General features: G+C 71.7%; 11 protein-coding genes. 5 read left to right on the forward strand and 6 right to left on the reverse strand.

The window, feature by feature from the left end:
- Positions 1 to 61: 61 nt before the first annotated feature.
- The 5 genes from ACTG9Q_RS04760 (at position 62) to ACTG9Q_RS04780 (ending at position 3,781) form a co-directional block, all read left to right on the forward strand.
- Positions 62 to 373: a hypothetical protein gene (locus ACTG9Q_RS04760; protein ID WP_455571370.1), complete on the forward strand. Its 312-nt coding sequence runs from the start codon at positions 62 to 64 to the stop codon at positions 371 to 373.
- Positions 373 to 1,641 carry a hypothetical protein gene (locus tag ACTG9Q_RS04765; RefSeq protein ID WP_455571371.1) on the forward strand — a complete coding sequence of 423 codons (1,269 nt, stop codon included), beginning with the start codon at positions 373 to 375 and terminating at the stop codon, positions 1,639 to 1,641. The genes ACTG9Q_RS04760 and ACTG9Q_RS04765 overlap by 1 nt, the downstream gene beginning before the upstream one ends.
- Positions 1,638 to 2,069, forward strand: coding sequence for a hypothetical protein (locus ACTG9Q_RS04770; protein WP_455571372.1), 432 nt, complete (start codon positions 1,638 to 1,640; stop codon positions 2,067 to 2,069). Before ACTG9Q_RS04765 ends, ACTG9Q_RS04770 begins: the two co-directional genes overlap by 4 nt.
- Positions 2,070 to 2,101: 32 nt before the next feature.
- Entirely contained in the window at positions 2,102 to 3,094 is a 993-nt protein-coding gene (locus ACTG9Q_RS04775; protein ID WP_455571373.1) for an aldo/keto reductase, read from the forward strand.
- 168 nt (positions 3,095 to 3,262) lie between these two features.
- A complete protein-coding gene (locus ACTG9Q_RS04780; protein ID WP_455571374.1) occupies positions 3,263 to 3,781 on the forward strand; it encodes a YceI family protein in 519 nt (172 codons plus the stop codon).
- 228 nt (positions 3,782 to 4,009) lie between these two features.
- Here the strand turns inward: ACTG9Q_RS04780 and ACTG9Q_RS04785 are convergent, their stop codons facing one another.
- The 6 genes from ACTG9Q_RS04785 to ACTG9Q_RS04810 form a co-directional block, all read right to left on the reverse strand.
- Positions 4,010 to 4,381, reverse strand: coding sequence for a hypothetical protein (locus ACTG9Q_RS04785; RefSeq protein ID WP_455571375.1), 372 nt, complete (start codon positions 4,379 to 4,381; stop codon positions 4,010 to 4,012).
- 1 nt (position 4,382) lies between these two features.
- Positions 4,383 to 4,562, reverse strand: a complete 180-nt coding sequence (locus ACTG9Q_RS04790; protein WP_455571376.1) for a DUF6104 family protein — start codon at positions 4,560 to 4,562, stop codon at positions 4,383 to 4,385.
- A gap of 25 nt (positions 4,563 to 4,587) precedes the next feature.
- Positions 4,588 to 8,283, reverse strand: a complete 3,696-nt coding sequence (locus ACTG9Q_RS04795; protein ID WP_455571377.1) for a multifunctional oxoglutarate decarboxylase/oxoglutarate dehydrogenase thiamine pyrophosphate-binding subunit/dihydrolipoyllysine-residue succinyltransferase subunit — start codon at positions 8,281 to 8,283, stop codon at positions 4,588 to 4,590.
- A gap of 247 nt (positions 8,284 to 8,530) precedes the next feature.
- Positions 8,531 to 12,436 carry an ABC transporter transmembrane domain-containing protein gene (locus ACTG9Q_RS04800; protein ID WP_455571378.1) on the reverse strand — a complete coding sequence of 1,302 codons (3,906 nt, stop codon included), beginning with the start codon at positions 12,434 to 12,436 and terminating at the stop codon, positions 8,531 to 8,533.
- A 62-nt stretch (positions 12,437 to 12,498) separates the two neighbouring features.
- Positions 12,499 to 13,404: an ABC transporter permease gene (locus ACTG9Q_RS04805; RefSeq protein ID WP_455571379.1), complete on the reverse strand. Its 906-nt coding sequence runs from the start codon at positions 13,402 to 13,404 to the stop codon at positions 12,499 to 12,501.
- Complete coding sequence (locus tag ACTG9Q_RS04810; protein WP_455571380.1) at positions 13,404 to 14,672, reverse strand: ABC transporter ATP-binding protein; 1,269 nt, start codon at positions 14,670 to 14,672, stop codon at positions 13,404 to 13,406. Before ACTG9Q_RS04810 ends, ACTG9Q_RS04805 begins: the two co-directional genes overlap by 1 nt.
- Positions 14,673 to 14,694: the final 22 nt, after the last annotated feature.

Raw genomic sequence — 14,694 nt, forward strand, 5'->3', positions numbered from 1 at the left:
GTCCGTGGGTCCCGTACCGTCGCACACAACGGCACGTCGGTGATACTCCATGTGAGGTCGCATGAGTGGCTACGAGCTGGTGCTGGATCAGCTGCGCGCGGCCGGGAACGCCGCGATCAGCGCGGGGGAGCAGGCCCGCCGGGTGGACCTGGCCGACGCGGTCGCCGGGGTGCCACCGGCCCTGCCCGATGCCCACTCCGCCGAGGTGATCGCCACGGTGGCGGCCACCTGGGCCAGGCAGGTCACCGCGTGGAGCACCGCGGTCGGCACCCTCGGCGCGGAAATGGTCCGCGCCGAGGAACTCTACGCCGCCAACGAGGCCGACGCCGAGCGCGGATTCCGGGTCCCGGCCACCAGACTCGGGCCAAGCTGATGCCCGCCTACGGCGCGGTCCGCGGCTGGCGCCCCGAACCACTGGACGACGCCGAACAGGTGCTCAAAGCCCGTGGCGACGTGCTGGTCGGCCTCGCCGACGACCTGGCCACCGCCACCCGCCCGCAGGCGTGGACGGGCGAGGCCGCGGACGCCGCCGCACACCGTGACCGGCTCGCCGACGAACTGGAGCACATCGTCGCCGCGGTCAACGTCGTCCGGCGGGCGTTGATGACCGCCGCCGACGAGCTCATCGGCCTGCGCCACGTCGTCACCGAGGCCGAGGAACTGGCCCGCCACCACCGGTTCACCATCAGCGACGGCGGCGCGGTGGCCGACGTGCCGCCGGTCCCCGCCGACCCGGCCCGCGCGAGCGTCCGGACCGACCTGGAACACCGCGTCCAGCTGATCCTGCGCCGAGCGGGCGAGATCGACGCCGCGCTCGCCGACGTGCTCGGCAAGGTCGTGCGCGGTGAGATCACCGACGGCGGCGCCCGCACCCTCGCCGAGGCCGCCGCCGTGGGATTCGGCCACGGCCTGCCCGCCATCCCCGGCCCGCCGCCGAACCCGCCGACCGACCCCGGCGCGGGCGGACACGGCACGGACCCGTGGTGGACCACTGCCGATGACCACACCGTGCGCGCGCTGGCGTTCCAGGCGGCCGACGCCGCCGACGCCGTCGGACTGACCAACGCCGCCGCGCACCTGAACCACTACCTCGCCAACTCCGGCGCGCCCCTGACGGTCAACCCGGACCACATGATGCGGGACGCGCCCGGCTTCCAGGCCACCGTCGACGACAGGGCCACCGCCGAGGTCCGGCGCATCGCCGCCGACGCCGCCGCCACCGGGGGCTACGGCCGCCCGGTCCGATTCGACACCGGCTGGCAGGGCCACTACATCACCAAGGGCGAGAACAAGGACTGGTTCTACGCGATGGGCGGGGTCCAGTACGCGGTGACCGGCGTGGCGACGGTGCACCCGCCCGCCACTCCCGGGGGTCAACCGATAGTGGACATGAACTACCAGGTTCACGTGTTCGACCGCTACAACTGGGACGGCGGCAAGTCCACCGACATCGGACCCATCACCATCGAGGACAGCCAGATGGCCGAGATGCACCGCGCGGGCGTGGCCCAGGAGTACGACATCGCGGGCTCCACCGACACCAAGTCCTACACCGGCGAGGTGCCCCAGGCGGGGCAGCTGCCCGACCCTCCGCAGAGTCGCGACGGCACGCGCACCGACCCCGGCCGCGGTCCGCGATGACCCGCTGGGCGGTCGTCGCCGCAGCGGCCGTCCTGGCGGTCGCGCTGGCCGCCGTCGTCATGCTCACCACCCACCAGGAGGACCGCATGCCCGCCGTGAGCACGTCCGAGGCCCTGGCCTTCGGCGGCATCGTCCTGCCGCCGGGGGCCGACGTCCTCGGCGTGCGCGGCGACAAGGGCATCGACCAGCTCTACACCGTCGCCATCGCGGTGGACTCCGCCGACGTGTCCGCGCTGCTCGACGACTCCGGCTTCACCACCCCCCTGCAGCCCGGACGCCAGGTCCACATGCCGCCCGTGGCCGAGCAGGACCCCGGCACCGACATCGCCTCGGCGCAGGACCGTCGCGGCGCGGTGACCCGGGAGGTGCTGGTCGACCGCACCGACCCGGCGCGACCGGTGGTGACGTGGTGGCTGTTCACGACCTGATCCTGGAGCCGCTCCGGGGTTAGGTTGGAGACATGGAGTACACCCACCTCGGCCGCAGCGGCCTGTCCGTGTCCCGCCTGGTCCTCGGCACGATGAACTTCGGGCCCGAGACCAGCGAGGCCGACAGCCACACGATCATGGACCGCGCCCATGAGCACGGGATCAACTTCTTCGACACCGCCAACGTCTACGGGTGGCAGAAGGGGGAGGGGATCACCGAGCAGATCATCGGGCGGTGGTTCGCCCAGGGCGGCGGCAGGCGGGAGAAGACCGTCATCGCCACCAAGCTCTACGGCAGCATGGGCGACTGGCCCAACGAGACGTTCCTCTCCGCGCTCAACATCCGCCGGGCCGTCGAGGGCTCGCTCACGCGGATGCGGACCGACCACATCGACCTCTACCAGATGCACCACGTCGACCGGAACACGCCGTGGGAGGAGATCTGGGAGGCGTTCACCGTCCTGCGCCAGCAGGGCAAGGTCCTCTACTTCGGCTCGTCCAACTTCGCGGGCTGGCACATCGCCCAGGCGCAGGAAGCCGCGCGCAGCAGGCATTTCCTCGGCCTGGTCAGCGAGCAGTCCATCTACAACCTGCTGACCCGCTGGGCCGAGCTGGAGGTCCTGCCCGCCGCCCGCCACTACGGCCTCGGCGTGATCCCCTGGTCGCCCCTGCACGGCGGCCTGCTCGGCGGCGTCCTGCGCAAGCAGCGCGAGGGCGGCGCCTCCCGCGGCACCAGCGGACGCTCCGGCGAGGCGCTGGCCCAGCACCGCGACACCATCGAGGCCTACGAGAAGCTGTGCGCCGACCTCGGCGAGGACCCGGCCAACGTCGGCCTGGCCTGGCTGCTGCACCAGGACGGCGTCACCGGCCCGATCATCGGCCCGCGCACCACCGAGCAGCTCGACGGCTCCCTGCGCGCCCTGGAGATCACGCTGGACGACGCCACCCTGTCCTCTCTGGACGAGCTGTTCCCCGCCCCCGCCCCCAACGGCGCCAAGCCCGCCCCGGAGGCCTACGCCTGGTGACGTCCGCCGCCCTGGTCGAGCACGACGGCCCCGTGCTCGACCAGGCGCGTCGCGGACCGACCGAAGTCGACACCGGCCCCGGCCGGGATCGGCCTCACGCCTACGCTCGGCTGACGGCCCGGCCTCCGCGGCGTTCGGGGAGAGCCGGGCGACCCATCAGGAGGAACCTTGACCGTCCAGATCCCCGCCGCGGGCGAGTACCGAATCGACCCGACGGCCTCGGCGATCTCGTTCACGACGAAGCACATGTTCGGCCTCGGGAAGGTCCGCGGCAGCTTCGCCCTGCGGGACGGGCTGATCCAGGTCGCCGACCCGGTGGCCGGGTCGACGGCGTGGGCCACGATCCTCGCCGGGAGCTTCACCACCGGCAACAAGGCCCGCGACGGCATGGTCCGCTCGGCGACGTACCTCGACACCGGCAACCACCCGGAAATCACCTACACCGCGACCGGCATGGACAAGACCGAGGACGGCTGGACCCTGCGCGGCACCCTGACGGTGCGCGGCGAGACCCGTCCCCTCCCGGTCCGGATCGAGAGCGCGTCGGTGGACGGTGACCAGGTCGTGGTGCACGCGGCCGCGGACGTCGACCGCTACGAGTTCGGCATCACGGCGATGAAGGGCATGACCGGCCGCAACCTGGCCCTGCACCTCGACCTGACGGCGGTGCGGAACCGGGAGGCGTAGCACAAACCGCACCCTCCCCACCTCGTTTGTCCACAGAGGCCCGAGTTGTCCACACCCCGCCGTTTTTCCCCGTCAGCGACCCCTCGCGCCGGTAGACTGGACAAGGGCCGTCCCCCCAGGGTGGGCGGGGGTTGTCCATGTATGGGCGGGGTTGTTTTTTCAGCAGGTGAGGGTGTGCGGCAGGGGGGCGGGCCGGTCGGAGGATGCGGGCTGCGTGGCAGGGGAGGGCTAGTACGGTCCCTGGCCGGGGGGCGGGTAGGGACCGGGCGGGTTCGGGCCGGGTGGGGGGACCTGGCCCTGCGGGTGCTGGCCCTGCTGGGGGAACTGCGCCGGTGGGAACTGATCCTGGGGGAACTGGCCGGGTGGCATGTGGCCCGGTGGGTACTGGCTCGGCGGTGGGTGGTGGCCGGGTGGGTATTGGCCCTGGGGGAATTGGCCGGGCGGGTACTGGCCCGGTGGGAACTGACCTGGCGGTGGGTGGTGGCCGGGTGGTGGGTACATCGCGCGCTTGGCTTTGGTGTTGTTGGTCGTGATCACGATGACCGTGACCACCACGCCTAGGCCGATCAGGATGAGCAGGATCAGCATGAAGCCGGGCATGTCAGTCCTCGAAGTCCTCGTCGTCGCGGGCCAGGAAGGTGGCCAGGCGTTCGATGGGGACCTCGAAGTCGGGGTTGGCGTCGACGAAGGCGCGGAGGCGGTCGGCCAGCCAGGCCAGTGTGACCTCCTCCTCGCCCCGTCGACTCTCCAGCTCCTCGATACCGCGATCGGTGAAGTACACGCCTACTCGTTTCGTGCGGAACCCTCTACTCGAACGCCTTCTCGATCAGCGCTCGCTGCTCCAGCTCGTGCACCTTGCTCGACCCGGCCGACGGCGCCGACATCGGGCGGCGCGAGACCCGGGTGACGCGCGGGGCGTCGGGGAACAGCTCCGGCATCAGCAGGCCGTAGAACGGCCAGGAGCCCTGGTTGGCGGGCTCCTCCTGCACCCAGCGCACCGCCTGGGCGCCGGAGTACTTCGCGAACACCGCGGCCAGCTTCTTCTCCGGCACCGGGTACAGCTGCTCCACCCGCACGATCGCCACGTCCGAGGCGCCGCGCTTCTCGCGCTCGGCGATCAGCTCGTAGTAGAGCTTGCCGGAGACGAACAGCACCTTGGTGACCGCGGAGGCGTCCACAGTGGAGTCATCGATCACCGTCTGGAACCGGGACTCGCCGGTGAAGTCGGCGACCGCGCTGACCGCGGCCTTGTTGCGCAGCATGGACTTCGGCGTGAACACGATCAGCGGGCGCTGCACGCCGTCGAGGGCGTGGCGGCGCAGCAGGTGGAAGTAGTTCCCCGGGGTCGACGGCATCGACACCGTCATCGAGCCCTCGGCGCACAGCTGCAGCCACCGCTCGATGCGGCCGGAGGTGTGGTCTGGGCCCTGGCCCTCGTGGCCGTGCGGCAGCAGCACCACCACGTCCGAGCGCTGGCCCCACTTGGCCTCGCTGGAGGAGATGTACTCGTCGATCACCGACTGCGCGCCGTTGACGAAGTCGCCGAACTGCGCCTCCCACAGCACCAGGGCCTCCGGGTCGGCCACCGAGTAGCCGTACTCGAAGCCCAGCGCCGCGTACTCCGAGAGCGCGGAGTCGTAGACCATGAACTTGCCCTGGTCCTCGGCCAAGTGCTGCAGCGGCAGGAACTCCTTGCCCGACTTGCGGTCGATGACCACGGAGTGGCGCTGCACGAAGGTGCCGCGGCGGGAGTCCTGACCCGCCAGGCGGATCGTGCGGCCCTCCATGACCAGCGAGCCGAACGCCAGCAGCTCGGCGAAGGCCCAGTCGATGCCGCCCTCGCGGGCCATCTTCACCCGGCGCTCCAGCACCGGCTTGACCCGCGGGTGCGGGCTGAAGCCCTCCGGCAGGTCCATGTGCGCGTCGCCGATGGCGGCCAGCACGGCCTCGGAGACCGCGGTCGGCAGCTTGGCGGGCATCTGCTGGTCGGACTCGACCGAGGGGCTCGGCGAGATCGGGTGCTTCTCCAGCTCCCTGACCTCGTTGAACACGTGCTCCAGCTGGCTGGAGAAGTCCCGCAGCGCCTTCTCGGCCTCCTCGACGGAGATGTCGCCGCGGCCGATCAGCGCTTCGGTGTAGCCCTTACGCACGCTGCGCTTGGCGTCGATGATGTCGTACATGCCCGGCTGGGTCATCGAGGGGTCGTCGCCCTCGTTGTGGCCGCGGCGGCGGTAGCAGACCAGGTCGACGACGACGTCCTTGTTGAACGTCTGCCGGTAGTCCATCGCCAGGCGCGCCACCCAGTAGCAGGCCTCCGGGTCGTCGCCGTTCACGTGGAACACCGGCGCCTGGATCATCTTCGCCACGTCGGTGGCGTACTGCGACGAGCGGGAGTGCTCGGGGGCGGTGGTGAAGCCGACCTGGTTGTTGATGATCACGTGCACGGTGCCGCCGGTGCGGTACCCGCGCAGCAGCGCCAGGTTCAGCGTCTCGGCGACCACGCCCTGCCCGGCGAACGCGGCGTCGCCGTGCAGCGCGACCGGCAGCACGGTGAAGCCCTGCTCGCCCTTGTCCAGCAGGTCCTGCTTGGCCCGGACGATGCCCTCGAGCACCGGGTCGACGGTCTCCAGGTGCGAGGGGTTCGCCGTCAGCGACACCCTGGTCTCGCCGTCGCCGAACATGCGGAAGTACTTGCCCTCCGCGCCCAGGTGGTACTTCACGTCACCGGAGCCGTGCGCCTGGCCGGGGTCGAGGTTGCCCTCGAACTCCTGGAAGATCTGCGAGATCGGCTTGCCGACGATGTTGGCCAGCACGTTGAGGCGCCCGCGGTGCGGCATGCCGATGACGACCTCGTCGAGCTCGAACTCGGCGGCCTTGTCCAGCAGCGTGTCCAGCAGCGGGATGACCGACTCGCCGCCCTCGAGGGAGAACCGCTTCTGCCCGACGTACTTGGTCTGCAGGAACGTCTCGAACGCCTCGGCGGCGTTGAGCTTGCTCAGGATGTACTTCTGCACCGCGGCCGGGGGCTTCTCGTGCGGGATCTCCACCCGCTCCTGAATCCAGCGGCGCTCGGCCGGGTCGAGGATGTAGGTGTACTCCACGCCCACGGTGCGGCAGTAGGAGTCGCGCAGGACGCCGAGGACGTCGCGCAGCCGCATCTTCTCCTTGCCGCCGAACCCGCCGACCGGGAACTTGCGGTCGAGGTCCCACAGCGTCAGCCCGTGCGAGCGGACGTCGAGGTCCTCGTGCTTGCGCTGCCGGTAGTTCAGCGGGTCGGTGTCGGCCATCAGGTGGCCGCGGGTGCGGTAGGCGTCGATCAGGCCGATCACCCTGGCGGTCTTGTCGACCGGGCCCTCGGTGATGTCCTCGGTCCAGCGGATCGGCTCGTACGGGATGCGCAGCGAGGTGAAGATGCCGTCGTAGAAACCGTCCTCACCCAGGAGCAGGTGGTGGATGCGGCGCAGGAACTCGCCGGACTCCGCGCCCTGGATGATGCGGTGGTCGTAGGTGGACGTCAGCGTGATGATCTTGCTGATGCCCATGTCGATCAGGGTGCGCTCGGAGGCGCCCTGGAACGGCGCGGGGTACTCCATCGCGCCGACGCCCAGGATCGCGCCCTGGTTGACCGACAGGCGGGGCACGGAGTGGTTGGTGCCGATGCCGCCGGGGTTGGTCAGCGAGATCGTGGTGCCCGCGAAGTCGTCCGCGGTCAGCGAGCCGGTGCGGGCCTTGCGGATCATGTCCTCGTAGGCCTGCCAGAACTGCTGGAAGCTCATGCCTTCGCAGCCCTTGATGGAGGCGACCACCAGGGTCCGCGAGCCGTCCTTGCCGGGCAGGTCGATCGCCAGGCCCAGGTTGACGTGCTCGGGGGTGACGGAGAAGGACTTGCCCTCGACCTCGGCGTAGTGGCGGTTGAGGTTCGGGTATGACTCCAGCGCCCGCAGCATGGCGTAGCCGATGAGGTGGGTGAAGGAGACCTTGCCGCCGCGGGTGCGCTTGAGGTGGTTGTTGATGACGATGCGGTTGTCGGCCAGCAGCTTCGCCGGGACCGCGCGCACGCTGGTCGCCGTCGGCAGGTCCCGGCTGGCGTTCATGTTCTTGGCGATCGCCATCGCCGCGCCGCGCAGCTGGGTGCGCTGCTCGCCGTCCTTGGGCTGCTCACCCTTCGGCTTGGCGGCCTCGGCCTTCGGCTTGGATGGCTCGGCCTGGGTGGGCTTGCCTGGGGCCTGCTTGCCTGAGGCCGGCTCGGCTGCGGCCTGCTCGGGTGCGGCCGGCTTGACCTGCCCGTTGCCCGACGGCGGAGCGGCGGTCTTGGTGGCTGTCCCGGCGGCCTTGGCCTGCGCGGCCCCCTGGCTCGCCGCGCGCTGGGTCGGCTTGTAGTCGGCGAAGAAGTCGTGCCACGCCGGGTCTACCGACGAGGGGTCGGCGAGGAACTGCTCGTACATCTCCTCGACCAGCCACTCGTTCGCACCGAACTGTGACGCTGGACTGCTGCTGGACACGGCTGGCTCTCGCCTCTATCCATTCTCGATCTCATACGGAACCCCGTACCAGGCTAGTCCTGTCCCAGCCCGTGCGGTAAATCAGCAGGACGGCCGTGAGCGACCTCATGGTGCTCTGTCTTGCTGCATCGATCAAGTGATCGGTTCCGCATAAGCGGCCCGCAGCAGCTCGACGTGGGTCTGGTCGAGGCGGGCGGGGGTGCGGGCGCTGGGAGTTCGGTGCTATGACCGCCGACACACCTGTTGCTCAGCGGGTTCCCGAATGGGTGGACTGCTCCCACAGCCGCGCGTACCGCCCGCCCGCGGCCAGCAGCTCGGCGTGCGTGCCCTCCTCCACCACCTGGCCGTGGTCGAGCACGACGATCCGGTCGGCACGGGCCGCTGTTGCCAGGCGGTGGGCGACGACGATCGTCGTGCGCGGTCGGGACAGGCCCGCCGGGGCGGCGCCCGAGCGGCTGAGGCGGTCGCTCGCGGTGAGGACGGTGGCCTCGGTGGCCGGGTCCAGGGCGGCGGTGGCCTCGTCGAGCAGCAGGATGTCGGGATCGACCAGGGCGGCGCGGGCCAGGGAGACCAGCTGCCGCTGGCCCGCCGAGAGGGACTGGCCCCGCTCGCCGACCTCGTGGCGGAAGCCGCCGGGCAGCTCGGCGACCATCGTCAGCGCCCCCACCGCCCGGACCGCCCCCTCGACCTCGGCGGGGGTGGCGTCGTCGTCGCCGTAGCCGACGTTGCGGGCGACGTCACCGGTGAACAGGTGCGGCTCCTGCGGCACGACACCCAGCCGCGAGCGGTAGCCCGTGAGGTCGATCCGCCGCAGGTCGATCCCGTCGACCAGGACGGCCCCGCCGGTGGGGTCGTAGAAGCGGGCCAGCAGCTTGACCACCGTCGACTTCCCCGCCCCGGTCGCCCCCACGAAGGCCACCGTCTCACCGGCGCGCACCCGCAGGGACACCCCGCGCAGCGCCGGGGTGTCGGTGCCCGGGTAGGCGAAGGTGACCTCGCGCAGCTCGATCTCGCCCGACAGGTGCGCGGGCACCGGCACCGGCACCGCGGGCGGGGTCACGGTGGTCGGGGTGCGCAGCAGATCCCCGATCCGGCGCAGGCCGACGCGGGCCTGCTGGTAGCCGTCGAAGACGCCGGAGAGCTGCTGGATGGGCCCGAAGAACAGCCCGAGGTACAGCATGAACGCCAACAGCACCCCGGGCTGCAACTCCCCGGCCACCACCCGCTGCGCGCCGACCACCAGCACCGCCGCCTGCGCCAGGTCGGCCAGCAGGGCGACGAACGGGAAGTACGTGGCCACGTACCGCTGCGCCCGCAGCCGCGAGCGCCGGTAGGCGTCACTGCGCTCGGCGAAGCGGCGCGCGGCCACCCCCTCGCGGGTGAACGCCTGCGAGACCCGCAGCCCCGAGACGTTCTCCTGCATGTCGGCGTTGACCGCGCTCACCCGCTCCCGCGCCTCGGTGTACGCGGTGGTGGATAACCGCTGGAACACCATCGTCGCCACGGCGAGCGGAGGCAGGATCGCCAGTGCCACCAGGGCCAACGACAGGTCGGTCAGCAGCAGCCCCGCCGTCACCGCGATGACCGTGAGCAGCCCGGAGACCGCGCCCGTCAGCCCGGTCTGCAGGAACGTGGACAGCGCGTCGACGTCGGTCGTCATCCGGGTCATGATGCGACCGGCGGGTTCGCGCTCGTAGTAGTCGAGCCCGAGGCGTTGTAAGTGCGCGTAGCTGCGCACCCGCAGCAGGTACAGCAGCCGTTCGCCGACCCGGGCGGTCAGCACGGTGATCAGGGCGGTGTTCACCCACGCGATGGCCGCCAGCGTCGCGGCCGCCGCCGTGACCGTCCACAGTGTCCCCGTCGACCCGGTCAGCACGCCGTCGTCCACGCCAATCCTGATCAGCGCGGGCATCCCCACGGCGACCAGCGCGTCGGCGACGACCAGCATGGCGACGACGGCCAGCGGCGCGCGCATGGGGCGCAGCAGCCGGGCCAGGCGGAAGCCGGGGTCCGGCGCCGTCGCGTCGACACCGCGCAGGTCCGGCCGCTCCGTGGCGGGCGGCAGCGCCTCGACCTGGGCCAGCAGCTCCGGGGTCGGGGGCAGGGCGCCCAGGACGTCGGCGACGCCGCCGCCCATCCGCCCCGCCCGCGCCGAGGCCGGTCGAACCGTGCCCCGCGGCGCGGGCGGGCGAACCACGCCACCGCCGCGCGTGGGCCGCCTGCGGGTGTGCGCCCGGACGCTCACCAGGTCCGCGTCGGGCCCGGGGGTCTCCGCTGACCCGTGCTCGCGCGGAGCGGACTGGGAGTGATCTTCAGGGGACTCGGGGTCCGGCTCGGGCTCCGCGGGCCAGAGGGCGGCGGTGGTGCCGTCGGGGCCGGGGACCAGGTCGGTGACGGGACGGCTGGTCGGGTCCTCGATGGCATCGCCCGGGCCCGCCAAGAGCGCGCGGTACAGGGCGCAGCGGGCGCGCAGCTCGGCGTCGGTGCCGGTGTCGACGACGCGGCCCCGGTCGAGGACGGCGATGCGGTCGGCCAGGGACAGGGTGGACCGGCGGTGGGCGATCAGCAGCGTGGTGCGGTCGGCGGTGACCTCGCGGAGGGTGTCGTGGATGGCGGACTCGGTGCCCGCGTCCACCGCGGAGGTGGCGTCGTCTAACACCAGGACGCGGGGGTCGGAGAGCAGGGCACGGGCCAGGGCCACGCGCTGGCGCTGCCCGCCGGAGAGGGTCAGCCCGCGTTCGCCCACCACGGTGTCGTAGCCGTGGGAGAGGGCCTCGATGAAGTCGTGCGCCTGGGCGGCCTTGGCCGCGGCGCGGATGTCCTCGTCGGTGGCGTCGGGACGGCCGTAGGCGATGTTGGCGCCGACGCTGTCGGAGAACAGGAACGCCTCCTCGAACACCACCCCCACGGTGCTGCGCAGGGAATGCAGCCGCAGCGACCGGACGTCGACCCCGCCCACCCGGACCGCGCCCGCGTGCACGTCGTAGAACCGCGGCAGCAGCAGGGAGACGGTCGACTTGCCGGAGCCCGCCGTGCCCACCAGCGCCAGGGTCTCGCCGGGGGACACGCGCAGCCCGACCCCGTCCAGCACCGGCTCGCTGCGGGTGTAGCCGAAGCCCACGGCGTCGAACTCCACCGCGACCGGCCCCTCCGGGACGTCCCGCGCGTCGGGGGCGTCGGTGACGTCGGGCTGGGAATCGATCAGCTCGTAGACCCGTTCCACGCCCGCGCGCGCCAGTTGGGCGTTGACCACCAGGCCCGCCAGCAGCCGGGTCGGGCCGACGAGGTTCGCCACGTACCCGGCGAAGGCCAGGAACGTGCCCAGGCTGACCTCGCCGCGCATGGCCAGCAGCCCGCCCAGCGCCAGCACGCCCACCTGCCCGGCGATCGGGACCGCCACCAGGGTCGCCGCCGGGAGCGCGGTCAGCCGGGCGGCGCGCATTCGCTCGGCGAAGAGCACGCGGGCGCTGTCCTCCAAGCGCGCGACCTCGCGGGTCTCGCGGCCGAAACCCTTGACCACGCGCACCCCGGTGACCGTCTCCTCGACGTGCTGGGCCAGGTCGGCGGCGCGCTGCTGCGCCGACCACGTCGCCGGGAACAGCGTGCGCCGCATCCGCAGGGCCACCCACGCCACGATCGGCACGACGACGAACGCCACGAGCGTCAGCAGCGGCGAGAGCCACACCATCGACGCCAGCGCGACGATCGCGAACACCACCGTGCCGATGGACAGCGGCACCATCATCAGCAGCCCCTGCACCAACTGCAGGTCGGTGATCGAGCGCGAGACCACCTGACCGGTGCGCAACGCGTCCTGCTTGCCGCCGTCGAGGCGCTGCACCGCGCCGAAGACCGCTTGGCGCAGGTCGTGCTGCACGTCCAGGGCCAGCCGCCCGCCCAGGTAGCGGCGCAGGAACGCGCTGCCGAAGCTCAGCACGGCCAGCCCGGCCAGGGCGCCGACGAGCCAGCCGAGCCGGTCGGTCGAGCCTGCCACGGCGTCGTCCACCACGAACTTCACCAGCAGTGGACTGATCGCCACGAACCCGACGCCCACGACGGAGGCGAGCACGGACAGCACGACCAGCCCGCGGTGGCGCCAGCACGCCCGGGTCAGCCTGCGAATCCAGCCCGTGGAAGCGGAGTCATCCCTCACGCTTCCACATTAGGCCGAGCCCCCGACGTGCCCGCCACCCTTTCTCGCGGCCTGTGGACAACTCAGGTGATGTCGCGCCCGGCGTTGCGGGCCATGCCGATCCCGACGAACAGGGCCGACCACGCGGCGAACACCAGCCCGCTGAGCCACGGCGAGAACGCCCCCGGCGCGCCCGCGATCACCCGGACCACCTGCTCGAAGCTGTCCCTGTCCTCGTCGCTGGCGGGCGTGCCGCCCTGGTCGAGCACGATGGACTGCACCTGGTCGAACAGCAGCGCCGCCGCCGTCGAGCCGGTCATGCCGTTGGCCGAGCCGTTGGGCAGGATGCCGGGCAGGTTCTGCCACTCGGTGACCGCCAGCAGCACCACCTCGCCGAACGGGCCGACGATCAGCGCGTAGATCAGCAGCAGCACCAGGGCGCCCACCGGGGAGCCCAGCAGCGCGCCGACACCGAGACCCAGCAGCGTCCACAGGGCACACATGAACACGCCCGAGAGCAGGATGACGAACCACTGCCCGCCCTCGGGCAGCAGGCTCGAGTCCGACCCGACGAGCACGCCGAGGCTGGCGCCCAGGCCGATCAGCAGGCCGTAGATCACGCCCCACAGCGCGTAGGTGATGGCCTTCGCGCCCAGCACCGAGGTGCGGGAGGCGGCGGTGAGGAAGGTCGTGGTGATGGTCTTGCGGCTCAGCTCGTTCGCGAGGCCGAGCGCGCCGAAGATCATCGGGAAGATCGAGGCGAAGTTGACCGCGCGCGAGAGCGCGATCACCGACCAGGAGAACTCGTCCAGCGGCACCCTGGTGTCCTGGATCAGCGGCTCGTCCATGGCCTCGGAGATGAGCTCGGTGGTCAGCGCGGCGGCGCCCCACGCCCAGCCGAACGCCAGCAGGAAAGCCGGGATCATCAGTGCCCACCACAGTTTCGTGGTGGTGATCTTGCGGAACTCCGCGCTGATCAGCCTGCCCATCAGGCGTTACCCCCCTGCTCGTTGGACTCCGGCTTGGCCTCGGGCGCGGGCGGCGCCGACGGCGGCTGGTAAGGCGAGGGCTGCTGGTAGCCGGACTCCTGCGCGGGCGGCTGGTAGCCGGGCTGCTGGACCGGCTGGTGGTAGCCCGAGTGCTGCGGGGGCTGCTGGTAGCCGGACTGGTAGCCCGGCTGCACGGGCTTGTGGTAGCCCGACTGCTGCGCCTGGTAGCCCTGCTGCTGGTAAGGCGAGGGCTGCTGATAATCGGGCTGGTACCCGGGCTGCTGGTATCCCTGCTGCTGGTATCCCTGCGGCGGCGTGTAGCCGACCTGCGGCGGCGTGCCGTACTGCACCTGCGGCGGTGCGGCGTACTGGCCGCTGGTCAGCCGGAAGAACAGCTGCTCCAGGTCGACGCGCTCCTCCTGCACCCCGTACAGCGCCACCCCGGCCTTCGCCGCGACGTCGCCGATCTGCTGGGCGGTGGCGTCGGCGATGGCCACCCGGCCGTCGCCGGTCGGCTGGATGCCGCTGATCCCGGCCTCCTGCAGCGCGGTGACCAGCGCGGCGGGATCGGCGGGCTGCACGATCACCCGGGTCTGCTGCGAGCGGCGCAGGTCGTCGAGCATCCCGTAGAACATCGTCTGCCCGCGGCTGATGATGACCACCTGGTCGATGGTCTGCTCGATCTCGGCCAGCAGGTGGCTGGAGATCAGCACCGTCCGCCCGGACGCGGCGAAGGACCGCAGGAACGAGCGCAACCAGGCGATGCCCTCCGGGTCCAGGCCGTTGGCGGGCTCATCGAGCACCAGCACCTGCGGGTCGCCGAGCAGCGCCGTGGCCAGTGCCAGGCGCTGCTTCATGCCCAGGGAGAACCCGCCCACCGCGCGGTTGGCGGTGGCGGCCAGCCCGACCAGGTGCAGCACCTCGTCGGCGCGGCGGTCCTGCAGGCCCATCGCCGAGCAGTACACCCGCAGGTGGTTGAGCGCCGAGCGCTTGGGGTGGAAGCCCTGCGCCTCCAGCACCGCGCCGACCACCCGCCCGGGGTTTCCCAGCCCGGAGAAGGGCTGTCCGTTGATCGTCGCGAACCCGGCGGTCGGGCGGACCAAACCGAGCAGCATCCGCAGCGTCGTGGTCTTCCCCGCCCCGTTGGGCCCGAGGAACCCTGTCACCGAACCCGGCTCCACGTGGAAGCTCAGGTTCTGCACCGCGGCCACCGAACCGAAGTTCTTCGTCAGGTTCTGCACCACGATGCGACCGCTACCGTCCTGCACGGGCCCTCCCGATCGCCTGGCA

The organism is Actinokineospora lacus, assembly GCF_053813445.1.

What these genes read in the sequence shown, in the direction of transcription:
- ACTG9Q_RS04770 (WP_455571372.1), top strand. Translation starts at nt 1,638, where the DNA reads ATGACCCGCTGGGCGGTCGTCGCCGCAGCGGCCGTCCTGGCGGTCGCG.
- ACTG9Q_RS04765 (WP_455571371.1), top strand. Translation starts at nt 373, where the DNA reads ATGCCCGCCTACGGCGCGGTCCGCGGCTGGCGCCCCGAACCACTGGAC.
- ACTG9Q_RS04805 (WP_455571379.1), bottom strand. Translation starts at nt 13,404, where the DNA reads ATGGGCAGGCTGATCAGCGCGGAGTTCCGCAAGATCACCACCACGAAA.
- ACTG9Q_RS04785 (WP_455571375.1), bottom strand. Translation starts at nt 4,381, where the DNA reads ATGCCCGGCTTCATGCTGATCCTGCTCATCCTGATCGGCCTAGGCGTG.
- ACTG9Q_RS04760 (WP_455571370.1), top strand. Translation starts at nt 62, where the DNA reads ATGAGTGGCTACGAGCTGGTGCTGGATCAGCTGCGCGCGGCCGGGAAC.
- ACTG9Q_RS04775 (WP_455571373.1), top strand. Translation starts at nt 2,102, where the DNA reads ATGGAGTACACCCACCTCGGCCGCAGCGGCCTGTCCGTGTCCCGCCTG.